Below are 24,590 nucleotides of genomic sequence, written 5' to 3'. Positions count from 1 at the left end.
GGGCGATCTCGATGATGCGCCGCACCATGACGTCCCAGCCGATGACAATGAAGTAACAAAACAGTGAGATTGTCTTAGGAATCAAATCTCTAGCCTGGCTGCCCCTGCCCGCGCGTTCGCCCGATTTCGGGCCATGCCGATATCACCCCTTCACCCCCTCCCACAGGGTGAGCAGCGAGACGCCGAGCAGCAGCAGACCGGCGATCCGTCCGACCCAGATGGTAGCATTGCTGTTGCCGACGAGAAGCGTTCGTGCCCGCCCCGCCGCCACCGCAAGCCCGCCGTAGATTGCAAGCTGGGTTGCCGCCGTCATCGCCGCCATGACCGCAGCCTGCGGCGCGAGAGGCCCGAAATCCGGCCTCAGAAACTGCGGATAAACCGCGAGCATGAAGAGATAGGCCTTGGGATTGATGAGACAGGTGACGGCGCCGCGCCTGAACGCCTCCCAGTTGGAGCGGGTGTCGGCGGGCCCCACGTGGTCGACGGTGATGGAACTGCGGATCAGGCTGATGCCGATCCAGGCCATATAGAGCGCCCCGACGATGAGGAGCGGCCTGAACAGCACCGGCATCAGGCTTGCCAGCAGCCCGACGCCGATCGCGCCATAAAGCGAATGCACCAACCCGCCCAGCATGATGCCGGCAGTGGCGGCAAGACCTGCGGTTCGGCCGCGGGTCAGCGCGTTGGCGAGCACGAAGATCATGTCCATGCCCGGCACGACGATGATGCCGAAGAGAAGGGTGAAGAAGAGCCAGAGGTTTTCCGTATAGGTCATGTCAGTTTCTCTTGTAGCACTTGCGGCCCCCTGAAAGGGAGAGCCTTGTTTTTCAACCGGATATGAAGTCCTATACGGCAGACCAACTGACAGCGTTCTGTCAGTTGCGGTCGTTTCGGCGGTGAGAAAAAGCATGCGCAAGGCCTCGCGCCTCTTCGAGATCATCCAGATTCTGCGGCTCGCCAGAAAGCCGGTGACGGCGGCCGAAATTGCCGTGCAGCTCGAGGTGACGGCGCGCTCCATCTACCGGGATATCGCAGCGCTTCAGGCCATGCGGGTGCCGATCGAGGGCGGGCGCGGCATCGGCTATATCCTTCGGCCGGGCTTCACCCTGCCGCCCCTGATGCTGTCGATCGAGGAGACGGAGGCGATCGTGCTGGCGCTGGCGCTTCTGGAGCGCACCGGCGATACCGGGCTCAAACAGGCGGCAAAACAGGTGAATCGCAAGATCGCGGGCGTCGTGCCGCCCCCGCTGGCGGGCCTGTTTTCCGACAATGCGCTGCATGCCTGGGGTTCGCCGGCGCCGGTACCGGAAGCGGTCGACCTTGCCATGGTGCGCCGCGCGATTCGCGACGAGCAGAAGCTGGCGCTCGACTACCGCGACGAGTTGGGCCGGGCGACGGAGCGGACGATCCGGCCGATCGCGCTCATCTATTATTCGCAGACGGCCAATATCGTCGCCTGGTGCGAGCTTCGGGAGGCTATCCGCAATTTTCGCGCCGACCGCGTGGAGCATTGCGGGCCGGCGGACGACTTTTTCCGCGGCGAAGGGGAGAAACTCCGAGCCTTGTGGGTTGAGGGTTGGGCGGCTTCGGCCCTCTGACAATGCCGGCCTGACAGGCGATAGCTTTACCCCTATGTTGCGCCCGCATCATCGGGAACAGCCAGCCACGGGAGCGGATCAATGCGCAAGGCGATCATCGTCTGGGGAGGATCGAGAACCCACGAGCCGGAGGAATGCGCCGGGATCGTCGGAGAGATGCTCGGCGAAGCCGGTTTTTCGGTGGATATCACCGGCGATCTCGGGATTTTCGGCTCTCCGCATATCGCCGAAGCCGATCTTCTGGTGCCGATCGTCACCGGCGAGACGATTGAAAAGACGCATGCCAAGGCTCTTGTCGAAGCGGTGCGCGGCGGGCTTGGGCTCGGCGGCCATCACTGCGCGCTGGCGACCTCCTTCAAGGAAAGCCCGGCATTTCATTACGTGGCCGGCGTGACCTGGGTTTCGCATCCCGGCAATATCATCGATTACCGCGTCAACATCACCAGGCCGAACGACCCGCTGATGCAGGGCATTCCGGATTTCAACTACCGATCGGAGCAGTATTACCTGCATTATGATCCGTCGGTGGAAATCCTGGCGACCACGACCTTCTCGGGCGAATATGACGAGGCGGTGCGGAACGTGGTGATGCCCGTCGTCTTCAAGCGGTATTTCGGCCGGGGACGGGTCTTTTATTCCGCCCTCGGCCATGTGGCGGCAGAGTTCGAACATCCGCATATGCGCACCATCCTCAAACGCGGGCTATCCTGGGCGGCGCGGGACACGCATCCCTAGAAGGCAAAACGTGCCTAGAAAGGAAGCGTGCGGCTTTCCTCGCGTCCGTGGCCGATGATTTCCATGCGGTCGGGGAAGATTTCGACGACGGCGAAGGCGTTTTCCGCCTCGGTATCGACCATGCCCTTGAAATTGACGTACCAGGTCGTGCCGTCGCGGCCGAGATTGCCGGCATGGTTGTGGCCGTTCAGATAGGCAATGACATTGCCCGAACGGGCGAAGAGACTTGTCAGTTGTTCGTGGCCCCAGAGGTTATGTTCGTTGGCCGGATAGAGCGGATAGTGCCCCGTGACCACGACCTTTTCGCCCGCAGCCCTGGCGCGTTCCAGCGTGTCTTCCAGCCAGGCGAATTGTTCTTCGCCGATGCCGCCATTCCATTCCTTGGCGTTGATGGCGCCCGCGGCCTGCAAAGCCTCCAGCTGCTGCTGCGCCAGCGCGTGGCGCGGGTGACCGCCCGGCGTCGAAAACAGGCTGATCTCGTTGCCGTCGATTACCACGAAACGGAGCCCCCCGCGGGAAAAATCATGCCAGCGGGACGGCATGCCGAGCCGCGCGTGCACATCGTCCAGCCGCTCCGGCGACAGGAAGAAATCGTGATTTCCGGGCAGAAGAAAACTTTCGTGGCGCAGCCCCTCGTAGACGGAAAGGATCGCATCGTAGTTTTCCCAGTCGCGATCGATGAGATCGCCGAGCGTCACCACGAAGGACAGATCCTCGACGTTCAGAATGCCGACGGCTTCCTGCAGCTTCGCCACGCTGTTGCGGTAGTAGCGGTCGAGTTCCGCCCAAGGCTCGGCATCGGCATATTGCGGATCGGCGATGACGCCGAAGCGGAGGAGAGGTTTTTCTTGGAGCATAGGGCGGAACCACAAATCGCGGATGGCGTGAAGGGCGGGCAACGAGGTTATGCGTTGCACAATAACGCCGCGTCAATCGCCATTGACGATCCGACACACTGCAATAACTGCAGCAAAGTCATGCTTTTGTGACAGGCACGTCGCACCTGGCGGCGAATGTCGGAAAATTTTGGGGTATCTGGCTTGGCAAGCTATCTGCGCATTCTGTGGGCGCTATTCTGGCGATCCTTTGTCATCCTCGTCGTCAATGCCATTATTACCTATAACCTCGGACTTCTGGCATACGCCTCGTTCGAGCAGACGGATTCTTCCGTCAGGACACGGATGGCGCTGGCCTTCCTGCCGGCAGCTATCCTCTTCCTGCTGCTTGCACGGCTTCGTGGAGTTGCACAACGCCTCATGCTCGAGACGCGATCGCCGGTCCCCGTCGCTCAATGGCAGCAGGCCTATCTGACGCTTTTCGCCGGAAGTGCGTTCATCGTGCTTGTCAGCGTCATCGGCCTTATGCTGCCGACGGAGCAATGGCTGGCGCTCAGATCGCTCCTGCCGATGCCCGTGTTCGTTATTCTCTGGCTGTTCCTGGCGGGACGGTTTTCACGGTCTGGAGCGGGAAGCCAGCCAATCCCCAGGCTTTCAGAAAAAAGCTGAGCATTCGCTATTTTGGCTTTACGGAATCCGAAAGCAAAAAAGCCCCAGCCATCGGCTGAGGCCTCTAAATTTTCAGTTGCGAGCGAAAATTACTTCGCTGCCGCTTCGTAGCGCTCGAGCACGTAATCCCAGTTGATCAGGTTGTCGACGAAGGCTTCGAGATACTTCGGGCGGGCATTGCGGTAGTCGATGTAATAGGAGTGTTCCCAGACGTCGACGCCGAGGATCGGCTCGGCGCCATGAACGAGCGGGTTTTCGCCGTTCGGGGTCTTGGAAATCACGAGCTTGCCGTCCTTGACGGAAACCCAGGCCCAGCCGGAGCCGAACTGCGTCGTGCCGGCGGCGATGAGATCGGCCTTGAACTTGTCGTAGCCGCCGAGATCGCTGTCGATCGCAGCCTGCAGCTTGCCCGGCAGCGAGGTGCCGCCGCCGCCCTTCTTCATCCACTTCCAGAAATGGATGTGGTTGTAGTGCTGGGCTGCGTTGTTGAAGAGGGTCTGGTGGGTGCCGAAGGACTTCTTCACGACTTCCTCGACCGAAAGGTCGCCCAGGCCGGCTTCGGCCGCGAGCTTGTTGCCCGTGTCCACATAGGCCTTGTGGTGCTTGTCGTGGTGGAATTCCAGCGTCTCCTTCGACATGTAGGGCGAAAGCGCTTCGTAGTCGTATGGGAGTTCGGGAAGTTCGAAAGCCATTGTCTTACTCCTTTTCGGCAAACACCTTGAATAGACGTCGTGCGGGAACATAGGTGCGCACTGGGCAAGAGGCAACGGTGAAACTGCCAAAAATCAAGCCGATCGAGCCAAGACCTTGCGGAATTTCGGACTTAAAAGAAAAGGGCTACATCACCGATTCGGAGCGCTCGCCATGAAGTCCCAATTTGCTCTTGCCGCCCTCGTGACCGCGGCCGGCCTTGCCGCTGCCCACGCCTCCTCGGACGATGCATGGAAAGAATTCGCCAGGGACGTGGAACAGAAATGCCTGGCAGCCGCCAAGGGCATGATCGAGGCGCCGAAAGTGGTCGTCGACCCCTTCGGCAGCGAAAAATTCGGGCTCGCCATCGTCACCGGAAAGGCGAAGGGCGCCAAGGTTCAGATCAGCCATATCTGCGTCATGGACAAGCAGACCAAGGCGGTCGAACTCGGCAGCGAACTCGGACCGGATGTGCTGAAGGTGACGCTGCCGAGGTGAGGAGTGGCCGGATGCCGATCCCGCCAAGCGGGAACCTTTGATCGCATCCACGAATTGAGAGCGACAGCCAGCGGCAAAAAGGAGGCTGCATGTCACTCGACTTTCTGGCGTCCGACTTCCTGATTTTCATTGTGATCGGCTTCCTGGCGCAGATCGTCGACGGCGCGCTCGGCATGGCATTCGGGGTGCTGACCACCACCAGCCTGCTGGCTGTCGGCGTGCCGCCTGCCGTGGCAAGCGCGATGACGCATGTCACCGAGTGCTTCACCACCGCCGCGTCCGGGCTCTCGCATCTCTACCACCGCAATGTCGACTGGAGACTGGTTGGGCGGCTGGCGCCGGCCGGCATGCTCGGCGGAGCGATCGGCGCCTATTTGCTCTCCAATATCGACGGCAAGGCGATCGAGCCCTTCGTCTCGGCCTATCTGATCGCGATCGGCCTCTTCATCCTCTACAAGGCTTTCCAGCCGAAATGGCCGAGGGACGTGCGCGACTGGATCGTGCCATTTGTCGGTGCCGGGGGCGGCGTGCTGGATGCCATGGGCGGCGGTGGGTGGGGGCCGATCGTGACCAGCAGCCTGCTCGGCCGCGGTCACGATCCGAAGAAGGTCATCGGTTCGACCAACCTCACCGAATTCGCCGTGACGACGGTGATCTCGCTGACCTTCATTCTGGCGCTCGGCTGGTCGGAGCTGTCCTCGGCCGTCGGCCTTATCATCGGCGGCGTTCTTGCCGCCCCGCTCGGCGCGCTGATCGTCCGGAGACTACCGGTGAAGCCGCTGATGATCGCGGTGTCGCTCATCATCATCGGCACGGCCGCGATCCGGCTCTTCTGAGGGAGAAAGCGGGATGGCAGGACCGCGGGTGGAGTGAACCGGTCTGGCGGCAAGCGCCGGGATATGGCAGATTGACGTAATGGAAAACAGCGCAGACATCTCTGAGGACCTGAGCCGCCGCATCGATCGACTTGCAGCGCGCTCCAAGCTGACACGCGGACAGATTATCGAAGATGCCCTGGCGCACGGGCGGTCACTTGCCTGGCAGGAGAAATGGGTTGCGGGCGTAGAAGCCGGGCTTTCCGAAGCGGAAAACGGCGTATTCGCGACGGAAGAGGAAATCGCTGCCGTGTTGAACAGATACGGTCCGGCCTAGGCAGACGTGCGCATCGTTTTCACCAGACGCTACCTTCGGGAGCTAACGAGTATCGGCGATTATATCGCCGAGCGTAATCCACGTGCCGCTGCACGTACGATCGACGACATCCACTCCAAGACAAAGCTGCTTTTGTCGTCCAATCCCTTCATCGGCAGGCCCGGTGAAATCCAGGGGACACGCGAACTCGTCATTGTCGGCACACCCTACATCGTTGCCTATCGTGTGATGGAAAACCAGATCGAAGTGTTATTCGTCCAATATGGCGCGCGCGAATGGCCGGACGCGGTTGAAAGTGAAGACGGCAACGCTCCTTAAAACCCGCCGCCGTCCCAGACCTCAGACGTCGTCGCCGCTCGTGGAACGGGCCCAGTCCATATAGACTTCCAGCGCCTTGCGGGCGACGGGACCTTCCTGCAGCTGGCGATCCTCGAACTTGTTGACCGGGACGATCTTGGAATAGTTGCCCGAGGTGAAGATCTCGTCGGCATCCATGAAGTCGTCGACCGTCAGCGTCGTTTCGCGGACGTCGAAGCCTGCCTGACGCAAAAGGCCGATGACGCGCGAACGGGTGATGCCGGCAAGGAAGGTGCCGTTGGCGACCGGCGTCATCACCACGCCGTCCTTGACCATGAAGATGTTCGAGGAGGCGGTCTCGGCGACATTGCCGTTCATGTCGCGGGCGAGCGCATTGTCGAAACCGCGGTTGCGGGCGTCCAGGATCATGCGGCCGCTGTTGGGGTAGAGGCTGCCGGTCTTGGCGGCGGTCATCGCCGCTTCCGGGTTGGGGCGGCGATAGGGCGAAACGGTAAGCGAAGACGGCTTTGCGGTGTGCATCGGCGCTTCGAAGAGGCAGAGTGCGAAACGGGTGGATTCCGGGTCCGCCGTGACGACGCTGAAGGGCATGCCATGCTCGCTCCAATACATCGGCTTGATGTAGATCGCGGTCCTGCCGTCGAACTTCTTCACGCCCTCCCAGGCGAGCGCCTCGATTTCCTCCGCCTTCACCACCGGCTTCATGCCCATGTTCCTGGCCGAGCGGTTGACGCGCTGGCAATGCAGGTCGAGATCGGGCGCGATGCCGTCGAACCAGCGGGCGCCATCGAAGACCGTCGAGCCGAGCCACATGGCGTGCGACGTCGGGCCGATCAGCTTCGGATTACCCTCGAGCCACTCGCCATCCACAAAGGTCCAGGTGCTGGTGCGGGCGGATGTATCGACGGCCATTGGCATTCTCCTTGACGTTCTTCGAATTGCGCGCCGAGTGAAGTCCCGAGCCACCGGGAAGGTCAAGGAGAAATTTGCCGACCGACCATGGCCGGGGAACTGTATCCTCATGCCAGCCCATTGAACTTGCAAAGCTTTTCCGATTGCCAGCATCGCAGAGAATGGATGCATCACAAAAAATCATGCGATTTGGGGAGGGACGCGGCAGGGAACTCCGGGGCCGGTGATGCGTTCCCGCTCCGCCGCGCGTCAAGGCAGTCACGACGCCGGCGAGACGTGGCAGGAACGAGGCTGGCTGGACATGATCTCCTTGTTGGCAGAGGGCGAAAGCTGCTGGCGGATTGCCCGGGCCGAGCGGCTTTCGGTCATCATCGACGCCGCCGATTTCTTTCACTATGCCAAGCAGGCGATGCTCAAGGCGAAGCGCTCGATCTACCTGATCGGCTGGGACTTCGATACGCGCATCGAGTTGGAGCCGGGAAGAAAAGATGCACAGCGGCCGGACAAGCTGGGGCGCTTTCTCAACGCGCTTGCCAAGAAGAACGACAAGATCGACATCCGGATCCTCAAATGGGACGTGGGCCTTCTGGCTTCGCTGACACGCGGCGAGACACCCTTCTACATTCTTCGCTGGCTTTTCAGCGACCGCATCCATCTGAAGCTCGATGCCGCGCATCCGCTGACGTCGGCCCATCACATGAAGCTGCTGGTCGTCGATGACCGCCTTGCCTTCTGCGGTGGCATCGACATGACGGCGGGCCGATGGGATACGCGGGAACATCGCGAGGGCGATCCGGCTCGGCGTTCTCCCATGGGCTTTGCGGAAGCGCCGTGGCACGACGCGACGAGTTGTTGCTCCGGTCCGCTGGCGGCGGCCCTTGGAGAGCTTGCCCGCGAACGCTGGAAGACGGCAACCGGAGAAATACTCGAACGCCATGTGGTGGAAAGCGACCCGTGGCCGGAGGATCTTAATGCCGAATACAAAGATATCGACGTCGGCATAGCACGCACCGCCCCGGAATATCTCGAGCGGAAGCAGGTGACCGAAATAGAGACCGCAACGCTCGCGATCATCGCCGCGGCGAAAAAGACCCTCTATGTGGAAAGCCAGTATTTTGCTTCCCGCCGCATCGCCGAGGCCATCGCCGGGCGCCTCCGCGAACGGGACGGGCCGGAAATCGTGCTCATCAATCCGGCCGGAGCGGAGGGCTGGCTGGAAGCCAAGGCGATGGATTCGGCCCGGGTAAGGCTCATGAAGCTCGTCCAGGAAGCCGATACCCACAAACGATTCCGCATATACTATCCGGTGAACGACGCCGGCACACCGATCTATGTGCACGCAAAACTGATGATCGCGGATGACCATGTCCTCAAGATCGGCTCGGCAAATCTCAACAATCGCTCAATGGGTTACGATACGGAATGCGACCTCATTCTGGAGGCCGGGGAAGACCAGCCGGAGCTTCGCCGAAAGATCATGGAGGAACGTGATGCGCTGCTCTCCGAACATCTCGGCTGCTCGCGAGAGGATGTTCAAAACGGACTGAAGCAGGCGCATGGGTCAGTCATCGGCGCCATCGACCTCCTGAACCGTGACAAGGGCCGCGGCCTGCGCCCGGTCCCGGTTCGCGAACTCACGCCGGCCGAAGAACTCATGGCAGAATCCGACATGGCCGATCCGGAACGCCCGGCCGGCGTGACCTATCGCACATCCGCTTTCCTGCGGAACAAGTTCCATCGCAGGCCGGCACGGTCGAAGTAAGATCGCGGCAGGACGCGAACTCTGCCTGCCTCACTCACGGATTTCGTGGCGGTGGAGCTCCCCGCAAGAGGTTGGCATGGGAAGGGTCGGCAGGGTCGAGCCGACTGTCGCTCTGGGGCCATTGGCCAGGATCGTTCATCCAGACGATACTCAGAACACAGCCGACCAGGATCAACAAAACCGCAATAAAAAGCCAACGCATCAGTTCGGGAACTCCACTTCTCCGGGACGGGACGATTTCAGGCGGCGAGGAACCGGCCCATGAAGCCGCGGATCAGCGGCACAACCTCGTCGAGGTTGGTCTCCAGCAGCCAATGGCCGCCATCGAGCAGATGCAGTTCCGCCTTCGGCAGATCACGCAGATAGGCGCGCGCGGATTTTTCCGGCATGTAGCCGTCCTGCGGCCCCCAGACGATCAGCGTCGGAGGCTGGTGGTCGCGCAGATACTGCTGGTATCGCGCAAACCATTCGACGTTCTCGCGAAGCTTGGCGATGATGCCGATGGCGATCTCGCGCCGGCGTTCGTCCATCAACGACCAATGCAGTTTCCAAAGGTCGGGCGAAATCCGTTCGGCGATCTCCGGCCGCACCTCGTTCAGGAATTCCTCCCTGAAACCCTCTTCGCTTACCGCATCGGCGATCTTCTGCCTCGCTTCAGGCGTCGGATGGCGCCAGTATTCCTGGAGCCCCGCATATTTCGGGCCGAGAACATCCTCGTAGATATCGCCGTTCTGGATGATCAGCGCAGTGATCCGCTGCGGGTCGCGAATCGCCAGGCGAAGGCCGATCTGCGAACCGAAATCATGGAGATAGATGGCAAACCTCAGCAGACCGAGCTTCCGGGTGAAGGTCTCCAGGAAGTCGGCAAAACCGTCGAAATCGTAGCGGAAGCCGTCCGGCGTGTCGGTATAGCCGCTGCCGGGGAAATCCGGCGCCACGAGGTGCCAGCGGTCAGCGAGCCGTGGCATCAACTCGCGGAATTCATAGGACGAACAGGGATATCCGTGCGGCAGAAGCAGAACGGGAGCACCTGCCCTACCCGCTTCCCGATAGAAAACCTTCATGCCCGCAAGATCGAGCCATCTGTGTTTCACCCGCATCTCGTCGAGGCTGGTGTCCGGGATCACGTCCATGATCATCCTCCGTGACGATGTTTATTTCGACATCTTTCAGCCGGATATAATCCGTGACCCTTACAGCAGAACATATTGGCGGTGATGCGGCAGCGCGGCAAAACGGATTGACTCCGGATCGCAGCGATTGCACCGTTGGGGCTTGTGCACCATCAAATCGTCTGGAACCATGCCGAAGATCCGCAGGATGTCGCTCACTCAGGAACTGGTCGATCTCTGCTTTCGCGAAGAGACCGATCCGGGGCCTCCGCCCTCATGGCAGCCGATGACCGAGGAGGATTACGCCTCGTTGACGGATCGCCTGACGCAGGAAATCGGCGACAGGCCGCTATGGATCTTCGCCTATGGCTCGCTGATCTGGAAACCGGGCTTCGATTCCATCGCCTCGCGGCGGGCAACCGCATTCGGCTGGCACCGCTCCTTCTCGCTCAGGATCGAACGCGGCCGCGGCTCGCCTACGCAACCGGGGCTGATGATGGTGCTTTCTCGCGGCGGGCGCTGCCACGGAGTGATCTACCGGGTGGCCGACGACGAAAAGCGGATGCAGATCGAGAAGGCACTTCGCCGCGAGGTCAGCAATCGCGACAGCCTGACTTCGATGCGCTGGCTGCCGGTGAGGACCGAGGACGGGGAGACTGTGCAGGCGCTCACCTTCTGGGTGGGCGGCAACAGCGAGCGGCTCGTCCGCCCGCTCTTGCCGCTTCACGACGTTGCGCCGGTTCTTGCCCGCGCCTGCGGGCATCGCGGCTCCTGCGCGGAATATCTCTACAATACCGTCGTGCATCTTGCCGAATTCGGCATTCACGACCGCAATCTCTGGAGGCTGCAGGAACTGGTAGCGGAGGAGATCAGGGCGATGCATGCCAAGGCCTCGATTCCCGAACACGCATAACCGATTGCAATGTCGAACCAGTTACGCTATGCAGAATCCGATTTCACAATGCAATCGGTTGGGAGGCCGTCATGCGTCCAGTCCTCTACTTTCATCCGTTCTCGTCCTACTGTCAGAAGGTCCTGACGGCGCTTTACGAAAACGGCACCGCTTTCGATACCCGCGTTTTCGGGCCTGACGATCCCTCGGCCTATCAGGAACTCGTCGCAATGTGGCCGGTGAAGCGCTTTCCGGTGCTGGTGGACGACGGAAAGCCGGTCTTTGAAGCGACGATCATCATCGAGTACATGCAGTTGCACTATCCCGGCCCGGTCCGGCTGATCCCGAACGATCCGGATGAAGCGCTCGAGGTCCGGATGCTCGACCGGTTCTTCGACAACTACATTTCCACACCGCAGCAGAAGATCGTCTTCAACGCCATCCGAGAGGAAGACAAGCGCGATGCCTATGGCGTGCAGGATGCGCGCGACATGCTGGACGCCGCCTATGGCTGGCTCGACCAGCGGATGGCGGGACGGGAATGGGCCGCTGGCGACCGGTTCAGCCTTGCCGACTGCGCGGCCGCTCCGTTTCTTTTTTATGCTGACTGGTCGCATGAAATTGCCGACCGGTTCGCCAATGTCCGGGCCTATCGCAGCCGGTTGCTCGCCCGCCCTTCCTTCGCGCGTGCAGTGGACGAAGCCAGGCCCTATCGGCAGCTCTTCCCGCTCGGCGCGCCGGACAGGGATTGAAGGGGCCGAAAACCCAGCCAAAAGGTTGTCTTGACGCAAGATGACTTGCCGTAGTTGTATTGCAAGTCATTCCCTCGGCAATGCGGCGCAAGGTGACTTCGATGCTCGATGGCCTGCCCTATCCGGTGATCGTCGTTCCCGGCATCACCGCCACCTATCTCGACGACCACTATTCGCTTCCGGCCGACACGATCTGGTCGGTGATCCAGAAGGATTACGACCGGGCGGCGCTGCATCCGGACAACCTGCGTTTCGAAGCGACCGAACCGGCGCTGGTGCGCGGCGGCCAGCTCTTCGAAATCTGCTACCGCGAACTTCTCGAGGAGCTGCGCTACAACCTCAGGGCAAGGGAAACCGAGCCGGTGCCGGTCTACCCCTTTTCCTACGACTGGCGGCAGCCGCTCGATGATTCCGCCGAGCAGCTGGCGCGGATGATCGATGAGGTGATCGATCGTACCTCGCTGATGCGCCACTACGACAAGAAGAACTACGGCGTCGATCCGAAGGTCAATCTTGTCGGCCACTCCATGGGCGGCCTGGTGATCACCAACTATCTGCGGAAATTCGGAAGCCAGAAGAAGGTGGCGAAGGTGGTGACGCTTGCGACACCCTATCGCGGCTCTTTTGAAGCGGTCATCAAGATCACCACGGGAACGGCTAATCTCGGCACCTCGCCGCCGAGCTCCCGCGAGCGCGAAGCGGCGCGCATGACGCCGTCGCTCTACCATCTTCTGCCGGATCTTCCCGATGCCGTCGCCATCGACGACACCTCGTTGCCGAAAAGCCTCTTCGAGCCCGCCGTCTGGCAACCCTCGATCATGGAGACGATCGCCGAATATATCCGGCTGCGCGGATTGAGGCCGGCAGGCCGGCAGCAACAGGCACGGGCGCTTTTCAAGGCCTTGCTCGACGAGGCGAAAGCGACGCGTCAGGCGCTTGCCGGGTTCAAGCTCGAGGATGCGTCCCTGACCGACGAAGATTGGCTATGCGTTATGGGTGTCGATGCCAATACCCGTGTTGCGCTGAAGATCGCGCAACGGCAGGGACATCCGGAATTCGAATTCAGCAGCAGCGACCGGGACAACAAGTGGGGCAACACGGACGAGGACCTCCGGCGCCGCACCGGAGACGGCACCGTGCCCTATGACGGCGCCATTCCGCATTTCCTTCCGCTGGAGCGGCTGGTCTGCGTTCGCCCTCACGACTACGGCTACTGGGAACTGGCCGACCGGGCTGCCACACAATTTGCCGGGTTCCATGGCATCCTGCCGAATATGGACATGCTGCACCGGCTGATCGTGCGCTTCTTCAAGAGGCAGAAGGACACGCACGGCAATACCTGGGGCTCGCCGCCCGCCGGCGTCAGCAAGGAAAACTGGCGGCCTCCGCTCGTCGGAGGCCTGGAAGCCAAGAACAGGACATAGCGCCGTCGGCGAAAAGACGTCAGAAGCTGCTGTCGGTCGCGACCGCATGGCCTTGCATGGCGGCCCAGATCATCCGGACCTCGCGCCGCAGGACCGCGCTCGGGCGCACGCCCCCGCTCGAATAGTTGCTGTATTTCTGCCGATAGGCCTCGATGAAGGTCGTCACGGCCTCCATCACATCATCATGCTGAACCACCTTGCGGCGCAGCTCCTCCCGCTCCGAATGCAGCATTTCGAAGGTCTGAACCAGCAACCGAAGGTCTTCCATGGGAATGCTGAGATGCGGGTGCTCCGCGGAAGCGGCACTGACTTCGGCGCGGAGGCGGTCAAGGATTTCGTTGAGTTGTTCGGACATGGTCAGATTCTCCTGAGCCCACCGGATTTCCCAAGAAAATCGGCCAAACCATGGCAGGAATGAGGCGATTGGGACACAGTGCATGATCAAAGACGCGCCGCCAGGAAATCGATATAGGTCCTGATACGCACCGCCAGATGCTCATGGCCGGCGTAAACCGCGTGGATTTCCTCTATATCCTCCGGGTTGAAATCCTCAAGGACCGGAATAAGGCGCCCCGCCTCGATATCCGGCTCCACATGGAAACGGCCGACACGCCCGATGCCGAGGCCGGCAAGGCAGAACTCCCGGATGATCGAACCGCTGCTGGCCTTCAAGCTTCCCGAGACGGGGAGGATGTCGCGCCGACCGCTTTTCGGATCACGGAAAGGCCAGCCCTCTACGGCTCTGCGGAAATTGAAGTTGATACAGTTATGACGGGCAAGATCGTCCGGCGTTTCCGGCGTGCCCTGCTTTTGCAGATAATTTGGAGAGGCTATCACCACCTGCCGGCTCTCGCCGAGCTTTCTGGCCATCAGGGCCGAATCACGCAACGGCCCGTGGCGGATCGCGATATCCACCCGCTCGCGAATAAGGTCGACCACGTCGTCGGTCAGCGTAATGTCGAGCTGTACCTCCGGAAAGAGCCGCAGGAATTCTCCCGCAAGGGGCAGGATGTATCGTTCCCCGAAACCGACCGAAGCGTTGATGGAAAGCGGACCGCGCGGCAGCATGCGCCCGCCGCCGGAAACGACCTCTTCGGTATCGGCGATCTCGGCCAGGATGCGCTGGGCGCGCGCCAGATAGGTCTCGCCCTCCGGCGTGAGTTGTAGCAGGCGTGTGGAGCGGACGACGAGTCGCGTGCCGAGGCGGTTTTCGAGACGCGTCACCAGCTTGCTCACCGCCGATGGTGAGAGCTTCAGCTTGCGCCCGGCGGCTGAAAAGCTTTTGAGTTCCGCGGCAAGCGCGAAAACTTCCATTTCACCGGCCCGGTTGTCCATTGTCTTCGATCCTCGCTTTCCATTTCCAAAACCGCGACCACTGTGGCTCCCGCCCCCCTCTGGCCTGCCGGCCATCCCCACAGGTGGGGAGATCGGCTGGGCGCGCGGGTTTCCTCAAACAATAAAGGCGTCCACTCGGCGCGGTCGAAGGGGAGGAGGAGCATGCCGCTTGCGATCTCCCACCTGTGGGGGAGATGGCCGGCAGGCCAGAGGGGGCGGTCTTGCTCGACCAACAACATCACCTGTGACTTCATTTCACAGATGATTATCCGCTTATGCGGCTACACAGGCAAGTCCGGCGCTACGATATTGCGGCGCATCAATCCTCCCAAGGATCACTTCCCAACCAAAGGGTTCGTACCAATGCCACTCGCACTTTATGCCCTGACGGCGGGCGCCTTCGGGATCGGCGTCACGGAGTTCGTCATCATGGGTCTGCTGATCGACGTCAGCGCCGATCTCGGCGTGTCGATCTCAGCGGCCGGCCTGCTGATATCAGGTTATGCGCTCGGCGTCGTCATCGGCGCGCCTCTTCTCGGCGCCATCGCCGGCAGATGGTCGCGCAAGACCCTGCTGACGAGCCTGATGGTGGTCTTCACCATCGGCAACCTCGCCTGTGCGCTGGCACCCGACTACTGGACGCTGATGGCCGCGCGCGTGCTGACAGCATTCGCGCATGCCTCCTTCTTCGGCGTCGGCTCGGTGGTCGCCACCGGCCTTGTCGCCCCCAACAAAAAGGCCTCCGCCATCGCCGTCATGTTCACGGGCCTCACCGTCGCAAACATCCTCGGCGTGCCCTTCGGCACCTGGCTCGGCCAGGCCTATGGCTGGCGGGCCACCTTCTGGGCGGTCACCGCGATCGGCATCCTCGCGCTCGCCGTCATCGCGCTCCTCGTTCCGAAGGACAAGGCATCCGAGGACAACGAGGAGGCTTCGCAAGGTGTGCTTGCCGTGCTCGGCCGCCGCTCCGTCATCCTCGGCCTTCTGACCACGGTGCTTTCCTGGGTCGGTGTCTTTGCGGGCTTTACCTATATCGCGCCCATCCTGACCGAGATCACCGGCTTCTCGGAAGCTGCCGTCTCGCCGATCCTGCTCGTCTTCGGCGGCGGCCTGGTGGTCGGCAATCTCCTCGGCGGCTGGCTCGCCGACCGGCATCTGATGCCGACCGTGATCGCCAGCCTCGTCGTGCTTTCCGCTGTGCTGCTTGCCATGACCGCCGCGATCCATCAGCCGGTGCTCGCCGTCATTGCCATCGGCCTCTTCGGTGCCGCGGCTTTCGCCACCGTCTCGCCCCTGCAGATCTGGGTGCTTCAAAAGGCGGAAGGCGCCGGCCAGGGCCTCGCCTCCTCCTTCAACATCGCCGCCTTCAATCTCGGCAATGCGATCGGCGCCTGGCTCGGCGGTGCAGTCATCGACCACGGTCCTGGTCTCGGCTCGGTCACCCTCGTTGCCGGTCTGGTGCCGCTCGCCGCTCTGGCCGTGGCGGTGATCGCCATCCGGCTGGACAGGCAGAAGACCGATCTTTCCTCCGCCGCGCTTGCCAGCCCGGCCGAATAACGCCTGAAAGGACAAAGCCATGGAATATCACAATCTCGGCGCATCGGGCCTCAAGGTACCGGTATTGAGTTTTGGAGCCGGCACGTTCGGCGGCTCCGGCCCGCTCTTCAGCCATTGGGGCACGACCGATGTGGAAGAAGCCCGCCGCCTCGTCGACATCTGCCTCGAAGCCGGCGTCAACCTGTTCGACACGGCGGACGTCTATTCGAGCGGCGCTTCGGAGGAGGTGCTCGGGCAAGCGATCAAGGGTCGCCGGAACGAGGTTCTGATCTCCACAAAGGCCAGCCTGCCGACGGGCGACGGGCCGAACGACTGGGGCTCCTCCCGCTCCCGCCTGATCGCTTCCGTCGAGGCTGCGCTGAAGCGTCTCGGCACTGACCATATCGACATCTTCCAACTGCACGCCTTCGACGCCTCGACGCCGGTGGAGGAGGTGGTCTCGACGCTCGACCGGCTCGTGAAGGACGGAAAGCTGCGCTATATCGGCGTTTCCAACTTCTCCGGCTGGCAGATCATGAAGTCGCTCGCCGCCGCCGAAAAACATGGGCAGACGCGCTACGTGGCGAACCAGGTCTATTATTCGCTGGTCGGCCGCGACTACGAATGGGACCTGATGCCCTTGGGCCAGGACCAGGGCCTCGGCGCACTCGTCTGGAGCCCGCTCGGCTGGGGGCGCCTCACCGGAAAGATCAGCAGGAGCAAGCCGATCCCAGCCGACAGCCGCCTGCATGAGACCGCTGACTTCGGCCCGCCGGTGGACGACGAACTCCTCTACAAGGTCGTCGACGCCCTGGAGGAGGTCGCCGCCGAAACGGGCAAATCGGTGCCGCAAGTGGCAATCAACTGGCTCGTCGGCCGGCCGACCGTCTCCTCCGTCATCATCGGCGCCCGCAACGAGGAACAGCTTCGCCAGAATCTCGGCTCGGTCGGCTGGACGCTGACGAAGGAGCAGGTCGGCAGCCTCGACGCTGCGAGCGCGGTTACCGCCCCCTATCCGCACTTCCCCTATCGGCGGCAGGAGGGTTTTGCCCGTCTGAACCCGCCTATCGCGGGGTGACGGGCGATCAAGATCGCGGTGGTTGATCCGTCGCAGAATCGGTCCATGTATTACGGGCCATCTTTCAGGCCCGGCCGCCATTTCAGACATTTTGGGCCGGGCTTCCCACAGGAGTTCAATATGTTCACAGTCAGCGCCAATGGCGCCAATATTCCATCCCTCGGCTTCGGCACCTTCCGCATGCCCGATGAAGACGTTGCCCGCGTGCTGCCGGAAGCCCTGAAACTCGGTTTCCGCCACGTCGATACTGCGCAGATCTACAAAAACGAGGCTGCCGTCGGCGACGTTCTCACGAAGTCCGGCATTCCGCGCGCCGATATCTTTCTCACCACCAAGGTCTGGGTCGATCGCGTCGGCCACAGCGCCTTCATCGCCTCGGTCGACGAGAGCCTCCAGAAGCTGAAGACCGACCATGTCGATCTCTTGCTCCTCCACTGGCCGCAAAGCGAGATGCCGCTTGCCGACCGCATCGGCGCGCTGAACGAACTCGTCAAAGCCGGCAAGGTGAAGAATATCGGCGTCTCGAACTTCTCGACCGCGCTGATGGCGGAAGCAGTGAAGCTTTCGGATGCGCCGATCGCCACCAATCAGGTGGAGTACCATCCGTATTTGAGCCAGGTGAAGGTGCTGAGCGAGGCGCGCAAACACGGCATGTCGCTGACCGCCTATTACCTGATGGCCGACGGCAAGGTGCCGAACGACCCGCTGCTCAAGGAAATCGGCGCCAAACACGGCAAGACGGCCGCGCAGGTGGTGCTGCGCTGGGCCATTCAGCAGAAGGACGTGATCGCTCTTTCAAAGACCGCCACCGTTTCCCGCCTGCCGGAAAACTTCGACGTCTTCGATTTCGCCCTGTCGCTGGACGAGATGGAAGCGATCCACGGCCTCGCCCGCCCGAACGGCCGCATCGTCGATCCGGGTCATCTAGCACCAGAATGGGATAATTAAAGCAACAGTACCGTCTCCCCCGAGCCGAGGGAGACGGTGATATACTCTCAAACGAAATAGAAGTCCTCCGCGGCAAGCAGCGTGCCGCGGTTGACGGTCGCAAAGGTCACCGCCGTCCCGTCACCGGAACCGTCCGCATCGAAGCTCAGACGCCCGGAACATGCGTCGTAGATGATCCGGTCGCCCTCGTCCAAAGCGCGCCTGCCCTCCACGAAGGCATCGGCATCGAGTGCGCCCGGAGCGGCTCCGCCAAAAATGGAGCCGGCCAGCCGGAACACATCGTCGGCAGAGAGGAAGTCTTCTATCCTGTCGCGGTTTTCCGGCTGCAGCGCGACATCGAAGAAGAAGGTGTCGCGCCCCTCCCCGCCAACCAGAACATCACGGCCGGCACCGCCGGCGATCACATCATTGCCGGCGTCACCGTAAAGGTGATCCCGTCCTGAGCCTCCGACGACTTCGTCATTGCCCGCACCGCCGCGCAAACGGTCGTTGCCCGTTCCGCCATCGATCAGGTCCCCGAACCGGCTGCCGGTAATGCGGTCGTCGCCGCCGAGTGCCGCAAGCAGCACCGGATGATCGCTGGCGTCATAGCTGAAGATATTTCTGGCATCGGTGAGCGTGATCTCCTCGGCGGGCGGTTCGATCGTGATCGTGATGGTCGCCAGATTGCTGTTGCCCTGGCCATCGGTGGCATAGACCGTGAAAGTGTCGGTGCCGATGAAGCCGGCGGCCGGCGTATAGTCGAAGACGTTGCCGTTCAGATAGGTCGAATGATGATGCAGGCTGCCGCCATAGCTGCCCTGCGGAAAGGGGTAATAACCTTCGTCGAATTGCGTTTCCTGCTCCAGCGTACCGTGGTCCGGACCATCGACGACGACAAAACTCAGAAGGTCATAGTCGATATCGGCGGCGCTGAAGCGCACGTCGATCAGGGTTTCGCCGGGTGAAAGCTGAAAATCCATGTCGGCGACGGTCGGCGCATGGTTGACGAATATGTCGGGCTCGATCGCGCCGCCTTCCAGAATGATCTGGTGCTCGCCATACTGGGTGTTCTGGCCGCCATAATATTCGTTGGCGCCTAGCCAAGTCACGGTGATGTCATCCGGGCTGGCTGCGGTGACCGAAATGACCTCGGTCGAGAGATAGGCGGCCTGAGCGGACAGGGCGCGGATGAAATTGCCCTCGTTGTCGAAGACGAAGGTTTCGAGCGTCGTGAAAAGCTCCGTCCTGCCGTCATTGGTGAAAGTGGTAACGGTAAAGAACCCGTCGAAGACATCGACCGAGGCGAGATCGACCCAGCCGTAAGGAAAATCCGTGTGTGCGCCGACTGGCCCGAGCACGTCGCCATCGGTTTCAGTGATGTTGAAGAGGATCGCGTCCGGGCTCTGGTTGTCGGTGTCTTCCCATATCTCAAGCTCACTGCCGTTGCTCAATGTGGGCATGGTATCGTCCTTCGCTGTCGGGGAAACGGATCTGCAGATGTCCCAGCCAGAAGCGACATAGGCCGGCGGGTGGGGAGATCAAGCTCTGCCGATCACGGTCGGACGTTTGTTTCGTCCGACCGCCTATTTGCGCCCTTCCCCACATCCCCGAAGGTCTGTCAGAGCCACCCTTTCCGCCTGAAATAGAGATAGGGCAGTGCCATCGAGACCACCATGGCGACGATTGCAAGGTGGTAGCCGTAGTGCCATTGCAGTTCCGGCTGATAGGCGAAGTTCATGCCGTAGATCGAGGCGACGAGCGTCGGCGGCAGGAAGACCACCGAAGCGACCGAGAAGATCTTGATGATCTGGTTCTGCTCGAGATTGATCAGCCCGAGCGTCGCATCGAGCAGGAAGTTGATCTTGCCCGACAGGAAGGCGGAGTGATCGCCGAGCGAGGTCGCATCCCGCTGCAGGAGCTTCAGGCGCTGGCGCAGTTCCTTCGAAAGCTTGCGGTCGACGCCATCGAGAGCCGCATAATAGGCGACGGCGCGCGAAACGCTGACGAGGCTTTCCCGCACGACGGTGATGAACTCGCCCTTTTGCCCGACCTCGCGCATCAGATCCTGCAGGTCGCGGGTCTTCTTGTTGGCCTTGGCTGCCTTGGCGCTGAAAACCTCCTGCGAAATCTGGTCGATCTCGGTGCCCAGCCGCTCCAGCGTATCGGCCATGCGGTCGATGATCGCTTCGATCAGCCCGGTCATGATGAGTTCGCCGTTGTTGCAGTGCAGCCCGGTTCCGTTCGGCTTGCGGGCACGCGCCATGAACGCGTCGAACGGACGCGGCTCGGAATGGCGGACCGTGATGAGAACCTGGCCCTTGACGATGAAGGTGACCGGAACTTTCCGCGGCGTGCCGGCATCGGGCCTGATCAGCACGGTCATGGTCATGAACTCGGCGCCGTCTTCCTGATAGAGACGGGCGGAAAGCTCGATATCCTCCATCTCGTCCATGGTCGGCACCGCGATACCGAGGGTCTCGCCGACGGTGCGCTCTTCTTCTTTCGTGGGATTGACGAGATCGTACCAGACGAGGGCCGGCGGGGCTTCCGCAGGCAGATCGGATGCGAGCGCATCGACAGCGACCGGCGTACGGGCGGCAACGAGCACATCGGAAGCGACCGGAACAAGGCGATCAAGGTCGTGGGCATGGATACGCAGCATGACGGCTCCTTTTTGGACCATCGGTCCCTCCGGAGCGCGTATCCTTTTTGAGAAGGATCAGAGCCCCGAAGAAACGGGTCGGTATATTGACGTCGAACTTCGACTGTCGGGGTTCATCTCTATTTGTCCTTTGAAAGAGCGAGGCCCGGACGGGCATCGCTTTGCGCCTGAAATGGGCCTTAAACCGCCAAAAGTCAATGGCTTGTTCACTGAGGCTCCGACGCGGATGAGGGACGAACCGGAAAGACTCAATTTCCGTCATTCGAACCCGGATGGTGAGGCGGAAGATCGGCCCATTGGCGCAACGAAAGATCCGCCGTCGGGTCCTCGTCGATCGTCTCCACGGCCGACAGCGCGGCGCCGATACGACGCATTCGTCCGCCAAGACCGATAAGGATGGCGGCCAGCCATGCAGGCAGGATGCGCTCTTTACGGGGCGATAGGAAACTCGTCTGCATGGCATTCTCCCGTCATCTGGTTGTCGACGAAAGATCCTGCAGCGGGACGGCGTTTTGTGTCCCAAAACCTTGCCAAAATTCCGCAAACGCCCTCCCCTCAGTCGGGCAGGCCCGCCTTTCTCACGCCCTCGATCACCAGGCCGAAGCGGGAGGCGTAACGCCCGCCGATCCGTTGCAGATCGGCAACCCGCAGGTCGGGCGCCTTCTGGCGCAATGTCGCGATGACCGCGGCCGCCTCCGCCATCCGGTCGAGATGGGCAAGACCCGCAGCCAGCGCCCAATAGGCACCGAGCCAGCCGCCGTTTATCGCGAGACTTTGCCGGGACCAGCCAAGCGATTCCTCAAACTCGCCGTCCAGGAGATAGGAGAGCGCGACGCCGACGAGAAGTTCGTAGTTTTCCAGTGCATTCGGGGAAATGCGAAGCGCCCGGAGAAAACAATCCCGGCCCACGGCAAGATCGCCGGCCATGACATTGGCGAAGGCCGAAAGCGACAGGATCGTCGGATTGTTGGGGTTTGCGGCTTGCGCCTGCGACAGCATGGCAAGGCTGCGCTCCACCGCACCGCCGACATTCAGGAACACCAGGGCGCAGATCGCCACGACCAGCGGATCGTCAAAACCGGTCTCCAGCGCCTTTTCCGCCAGTTCCAGGGAACGGCGGCGCTCTGTTCCGGTCATGCCGGAGCCGAAAGTATCCTGCCGTTCATAGGCCCAGGCCGCGTGCGCGACGGCGGTTGCGAAGCCGGGATCGCGCTCCACCGCCTGTTCCAGCAGTTCAATGGCCTGGCGGCGGTCGTCAGGTGACGTTCCCCGGAAATGCGGAAGAGCCTTCAGATAGAGGTCATAGGCGCCAAGATCTCCCGGGTGTTTGCGGCTCGCGCGGGCGATCTCCGCCTTGCGGAGTTCCGGCTCGACGATACCGATCACGGCCGCGGCGAGACTGTCCTGAAATTCGAACAGGTGGGCCATGTCGCCATCGAACGTGCCGGCCCAGAGATGCGTATGCATCCCTGTGTCGATGAGCCGGACGCCGACCCGGACGGACTGTTCGCGCCGGCGGACACTGCCTTCCAGGAGGTAACGCACGTCGAGCTTCCGGGCCGTTTCAATCCGGCTTTGCGCGGCGCCGGGTGCCGACGGAAAGGCGCTTCGGGCGATCACTGCAAGGTTTTTGAATCGCGACAGCGCTGCGGTGATGTCCTCGACGATGCCTTCCGCGAAATAGGCGTCGCCGGCGTCTCCCGACAGATCTCCGAAAGGCAGCACCGCGAGCAGCGGCACCGGATGGGCGGAGACGGCATCCGACGTCTGCCAGAGAAGCAGACGGTAACCGAAACGCGGGACGGTGATGATCCACTCCGAACCGTTCGGCGCCTTCCCCAGGATCTTGCGGAGGTGGGCGATCTGAACCGAGAGGTTGGCCTCCTCGACGATCAGCCCTCCCCAGGCGCCCTCCATCAGGGCATCCTTCGATACGGGCTCTCCGCCGGCGCGCAGCAGCAGTTCCAGAAGCGCAAGCGCCCGCTGCCCGACGGCAACCGGTTCTCCTTCCCGGCGAAGCATTCCGCCGGCCGGGTCGAAAACAAAGGGACCGAATGTATAGGGCGCGTCGCTCACGGCCGGGATTCATAGCACAGAGTCCGACTGCGACCCATGCCTCTCCCGCGGGGCGGGAGCGAGGATCGCCGGCGTTTCACGATCCGCCGGCGATCGAAGGTTTGTCAGACGAACTGGGAAAGGCCCGGAACGGAGGCGACGACCGTGTCGACCACCTCGTCGCCGGCGTGCTCGCGGGCGACAGCCATGGTTTCCTTGGCAAGCCCCGTGATCTCGCCCATGCCGAGACCCTGGCTCATCAATTGCTGGCCGAGCGCCATGACGCCGCCGCCGAAGCTCGCCATCAGGCCGCCCAGCAGACCGCCGCCGCCGGCACCTTCGCCGTTGAACTTGGCGACGAGTTCCGGCGCGCCCGGGATCGCTTCGATCATCTTCGCAACCGCGCCGTCATCCGCCTCGCGCTGCAGGAAACCCAGCATCATGCCAATCGCCTTCTCGGCGACATCGGGGGCAATGCCGACATTTTCGGCAACGCGGGAAACCAGTTCGTTCATCAATCTCTCCTCGGGTTTTGACGTTCACGTCAAGGTAATACACACAGTCGTCGCCGAAGCCAACAGGCCGGTTCGCCGATCTCACGTCTCACTGGCCGGCTCGCCCACGGTATCCGCCATATAGGCACCACGTGCCCCCATGGGCTGCGGCGGGCCTGTGGTGGAATCGCGCGCGGTCTGGTGCTCCAGCTCCGCGTTGATCTCGGCCCCGACGATGACGATAATGACCGATATCCATGTCCAGACCATGAAGCCGATCAGGGCGCCAAGCGTACCGTAGGTCGCGTTGTAATCGGCAATATTGGCCAGATAATAGGAAACCGCAACCGAGGCGAGGAGCCAGGCGATCGTCGCAAATGCCGCACCCCAGGTCAGCCATCTCAGTTTGGCCGGCTCCCGGCTCGGCCCGAACCGGTAGAGAATCACGATCCCGGCGCCGACGAACAGCATCATGATCGGCCAGCGGGCCAGGCGGATGATGATCTCTGTCCATTGATCGAGCCAGAGGTAGCGCAGAACGGCCGGCACGCCCCCCATGGCGCTCAGCACGATGATCGCGAGAACCAGCGCGCCGAACGTGAAGAGGAGGGAGACGAGGTTCAGCCGGACGAGGCTGCGCTTTTCCTGCTCCGCATAGGCGACGTTCATCGCCTCGAAGAGCGCCTTCATGCCGGCATTGGCGCTCCAGAGCGCCAATGCCAAGCCGCCGATCAGGGCGATCGACAGCGTCGCGTTGCGCTCCGAGGTCAGAGCGCGGAGCTGGTCGAGGAAGATATTGAGCGCGTCTGCAGGCATGATCGAACTCAGGAATGTGATCCTGTCGGCAATCGCCGCCGGGTCGGACACGAAGCCGTAGATGGATACGAGCGCGCTGGCCGCCGGAAAGAGCGCCAGCAGGAGATAGTAGGTGACGCCGGCGGCAATCAGCATCACCCGGTCTTCGCTGATCGCCGCATAGAGCCGCCAGAAGACGTCTTTCAGACCGCGGGCGGGAATCTCGCCGGGGCTTTCGGCCTCCCTGCCTCTCTCATCTGCGGATCGGGGAGAGTTTCTCGACCGCAGCGCCTTTTCGGTCGAGGCCATGGATTCGCTGATGCTCATGTCTGCCAACCTCCCGTGCCCTGGCTTTGGC

General features: G+C 61.9%; 27 protein-coding genes. 14 read left to right on the top strand and 13 right to left on the bottom strand.

Annotated elements, in window-relative coordinates; translation table 11 throughout:
- Positions 1-142: 142 nt before the first annotated feature.
- Positions 143-775, bottom strand: coding sequence for a LysE family translocator (locus C5L13_RS03505; protein WP_105381828.1), 633 nt, complete (start codon positions 773-775; stop codon positions 143-145).
- 133 nt (positions 776-908) lie between these two features.
- Here C5L13_RS03505 and C5L13_RS03500 point away from each other — a divergent pair, with 133 nt between their 5' ends.
- Complete coding sequence (locus C5L13_RS03500; RefSeq protein ID WP_105381827.1) at positions 909-1,598, top strand: helix-turn-helix transcriptional regulator; 690 nt, start codon at positions 909-911, stop codon at positions 1,596-1,598.
- Positions 1,599-1,679: 81 nt separating this feature from the next.
- Positions 1,680-2,333, top strand: a complete 654-nt coding sequence (locus tag C5L13_RS03495) for a ThuA domain-containing protein (RefSeq protein WP_105381826.1) — start codon at positions 1,680-1,682, stop codon at positions 2,331-2,333.
- Between the two features lie 14 nt (positions 2,334-2,347).
- Here C5L13_RS03495 and C5L13_RS03490 read toward each other — a convergent pair whose 3' ends face one another.
- A complete protein-coding gene (locus C5L13_RS03490; protein ID WP_105381825.1) occupies positions 2,348-3,190 on the bottom strand; it encodes a metallophosphoesterase in 843 nt (280 codons plus the stop codon).
- Between the two features lie 183 nt (positions 3,191-3,373).
- Here C5L13_RS03490 and C5L13_RS03485 point away from each other — a divergent pair, with 183 nt between their 5' ends.
- Positions 3,374-3,838, top strand: a complete 465-nt coding sequence (locus C5L13_RS03485) for a hypothetical protein (protein ID WP_105381824.1) — start codon at positions 3,374-3,376, stop codon at positions 3,836-3,838.
- An 89-nt stretch (positions 3,839-3,927) separates the two neighbouring features.
- On the opposite strand, the gene C5L13_RS03480 is transcribed toward C5L13_RS03485, so the two are convergent.
- On the bottom strand, positions 3,928-4,530 hold the full coding sequence (locus C5L13_RS03480; protein ID WP_105381823.1) for a superoxide dismutase: 603 nt from the start codon (positions 4,528-4,530) through the stop codon (positions 3,928-3,930).
- 172 nt (positions 4,531-4,702) lie between these two features.
- Between C5L13_RS03480 and C5L13_RS03475 the strand changes: the two genes are divergently transcribed.
- The 4 genes from C5L13_RS03475 (at position 4,703) to C5L13_RS03460 (ending at position 6,496) form a co-directional block, all read left to right on the top strand.
- Complete coding sequence (locus C5L13_RS03475; protein ID WP_105381822.1) at positions 4,703-5,026, top strand: hypothetical protein; 324 nt, start codon at positions 4,703-4,705, stop codon at positions 5,024-5,026.
- A gap of 89 nt (positions 5,027-5,115) precedes the next feature.
- Positions 5,116-5,862, top strand: a complete 747-nt coding sequence (locus C5L13_RS03470; protein WP_105381821.1) for a sulfite exporter TauE/SafE family protein — start codon at positions 5,116-5,118, stop codon at positions 5,860-5,862.
- 79 nt (positions 5,863-5,941) lie between these two features.
- Entirely contained in the window at positions 5,942-6,178 is a 237-nt protein-coding gene (locus tag C5L13_RS03465) for a CopG family ribbon-helix-helix protein (RefSeq protein WP_105381820.1), read from the top strand.
- A 6-nt stretch (positions 6,179-6,184) separates the two neighbouring features.
- A complete protein-coding gene (locus C5L13_RS03460) occupies positions 6,185-6,496 on the top strand; it encodes a type II toxin-antitoxin system RelE/ParE family toxin (protein ID WP_105381819.1) in 312 nt (103 codons plus the stop codon).
- 21 nt (positions 6,497-6,517) lie between these two features.
- On the opposite strand, the gene C5L13_RS03455 is transcribed toward C5L13_RS03460, so the two are convergent.
- Complete coding sequence (locus tag C5L13_RS03455; RefSeq protein WP_105381818.1) at positions 6,518-7,405, bottom strand: branched-chain amino acid aminotransferase; 888 nt, start codon at positions 7,403-7,405, stop codon at positions 6,518-6,520.
- Positions 7,406-7,631: 226 nt separating this feature from the next.
- On the opposite strand from C5L13_RS03455, the gene C5L13_RS03450 reads away from it, so the two are divergent.
- On the top strand, positions 7,632-9,167 hold the full coding sequence (locus C5L13_RS03450) for a phospholipase D-like domain-containing protein (protein WP_245423217.1): 1,536 nt from the start codon (positions 7,632-7,634) through the stop codon (positions 9,165-9,167).
- Positions 9,168-9,406: 239 nt separating this feature from the next.
- Here the strand turns inward: C5L13_RS03450 and C5L13_RS03445 are convergent, their stop codons facing one another.
- Entirely contained in the window at positions 9,407-10,300 is an 894-nt protein-coding gene (locus tag C5L13_RS03445) for an alpha/beta fold hydrolase (RefSeq protein ID WP_105381817.1), read from the bottom strand.
- Between the two features lie 169 nt (positions 10,301-10,469).
- On the opposite strand from C5L13_RS03445, the gene C5L13_RS03440 reads away from it, so the two are divergent.
- The 3 genes from C5L13_RS03440 (at position 10,470) to C5L13_RS03430 (ending at position 13,347) form a co-directional block, all read left to right on the top strand.
- The gene (locus tag C5L13_RS03440) at positions 10,470-11,192 is read left to right on the top strand and encodes a gamma-glutamylcyclotransferase (protein WP_105381816.1); all 723 of its coding nucleotides are present in this window, start codon (positions 10,470-10,472) and stop codon (positions 11,190-11,192) included.
- Between the two features lie 71 nt (positions 11,193-11,263).
- On the top strand, positions 11,264-11,923 hold the full coding sequence (locus tag C5L13_RS03435) for a glutathione S-transferase family protein (RefSeq protein ID WP_105381815.1): 660 nt from the start codon (positions 11,264-11,266) through the stop codon (positions 11,921-11,923).
- A 101-nt stretch (positions 11,924-12,024) separates the two neighbouring features.
- Positions 12,025-13,347, top strand: coding sequence for an esterase/lipase family protein (locus C5L13_RS03430; protein ID WP_158693374.1), 1,323 nt, complete (start codon positions 12,025-12,027; stop codon positions 13,345-13,347).
- Between the two features lie 19 nt (positions 13,348-13,366).
- Here the strand turns inward: C5L13_RS03430 and C5L13_RS03425 are convergent, their stop codons facing one another.
- Together C5L13_RS03425 and C5L13_RS03420 are read right to left on the bottom strand one after the other, a co-directional pair.
- A complete protein-coding gene (locus C5L13_RS03425; RefSeq protein WP_105381813.1) occupies positions 13,367-13,702 on the bottom strand; it encodes a hypothetical protein in 336 nt (111 codons plus the stop codon).
- An 86-nt stretch (positions 13,703-13,788) separates the two neighbouring features.
- A complete protein-coding gene (locus C5L13_RS03420; protein ID WP_105381812.1) occupies positions 13,789-14,682 on the bottom strand; it encodes a LysR family transcriptional regulator in 894 nt (297 codons plus the stop codon).
- 363 nt (positions 14,683-15,045) lie between these two features.
- On the opposite strand from C5L13_RS03420, the gene C5L13_RS03415 reads away from it, so the two are divergent.
- The 3 genes from C5L13_RS03415 to C5L13_RS03405 all read left to right on the top strand — a co-directional run bounded on the left by C5L13_RS03415 (position 15,046) and on the right by C5L13_RS03405 (position 18,244).
- On the top strand, positions 15,046-16,239 hold the full coding sequence (locus C5L13_RS03415) for an MFS transporter (RefSeq protein WP_105381811.1): 1,194 nt from the start codon (positions 15,046-15,048) through the stop codon (positions 16,237-16,239).
- Between the two features lie 19 nt (positions 16,240-16,258).
- Complete coding sequence (locus C5L13_RS03410; RefSeq protein ID WP_105381810.1) at positions 16,259-17,296, top strand: aldo/keto reductase; 1,038 nt, start codon at positions 16,259-16,261, stop codon at positions 17,294-17,296.
- Between the two features lie 120 nt (positions 17,297-17,416).
- Positions 17,417-18,244 carry an aldo/keto reductase gene (locus tag C5L13_RS03405; RefSeq protein ID WP_105381809.1) on the top strand — a complete coding sequence of 276 codons (828 nt, stop codon included), beginning with the start codon at positions 17,417-17,419 and terminating at the stop codon, positions 18,242-18,244.
- Positions 18,245-18,291: 47 nt separating this feature from the next.
- On the opposite strand, the gene C5L13_RS03400 is transcribed toward C5L13_RS03405, so the two are convergent.
- The 6 genes from C5L13_RS03400 to C5L13_RS03375 all read right to left on the bottom strand — a co-directional run bounded on the left by C5L13_RS03400 (position 18,292) and on the right by C5L13_RS03375 (position 24,559).
- Positions 18,292-19,686 (bottom strand): calcium-binding protein, encoded by a 1,395-nt coding sequence (locus tag C5L13_RS03400; RefSeq protein ID WP_105381808.1) that lies wholly within the window; start codon positions 19,684-19,686, stop codon positions 18,292-18,294.
- A gap of 158 nt (positions 19,687-19,844) precedes the next feature.
- Positions 19,845-20,888, bottom strand: coding sequence for a magnesium transporter CorA family protein (locus tag C5L13_RS03395; RefSeq protein WP_105382069.1), 1,044 nt, complete (start codon positions 20,886-20,888; stop codon positions 19,845-19,847).
- A gap of 248 nt (positions 20,889-21,136) precedes the next feature.
- The gene (locus C5L13_RS03390) at positions 21,137-21,346 is read right to left on the bottom strand and encodes a hypothetical protein (RefSeq protein WP_105381807.1); all 210 of its coding nucleotides are present in this window, start codon (positions 21,344-21,346) and stop codon (positions 21,137-21,139) included.
- A gap of 97 nt (positions 21,347-21,443) precedes the next feature.
- Complete coding sequence (locus tag C5L13_RS03385) at positions 21,444-22,964, bottom strand: winged helix-turn-helix domain-containing tetratricopeptide repeat protein (RefSeq protein WP_105381806.1); 1,521 nt, start codon at positions 22,962-22,964, stop codon at positions 21,444-21,446.
- A gap of 104 nt (positions 22,965-23,068) precedes the next feature.
- The gene (locus C5L13_RS03380) at positions 23,069-23,458 is read right to left on the bottom strand and encodes a hypothetical protein (RefSeq protein ID WP_105371760.1); all 390 of its coding nucleotides are present in this window, start codon (positions 23,456-23,458) and stop codon (positions 23,069-23,071) included.
- Between the two features lie 81 nt (positions 23,459-23,539).
- Positions 23,540-24,559 (bottom strand): YihY/virulence factor BrkB family protein, encoded by a 1,020-nt coding sequence (locus tag C5L13_RS03375; protein ID WP_105381805.1) that lies wholly within the window; start codon positions 24,557-24,559, stop codon positions 23,540-23,542.
- Between the last annotated feature and the right edge of the window lie 31 nt (positions 24,560-24,590).

This window comes from Neorhizobium alkalisoli (assembly GCF_002968635.1).
In the GTDB taxonomy this organism is placed as follows: Bacteria; Pseudomonadota; Alphaproteobacteria; order Rhizobiales; family Rhizobiaceae; genus Neorhizobium; species Neorhizobium alkalisoli.
The sequence above is the reverse complement of the archived record's forward strand: the minus strand, read 5'-3'. Positions and strand labels throughout refer to the sequence as shown.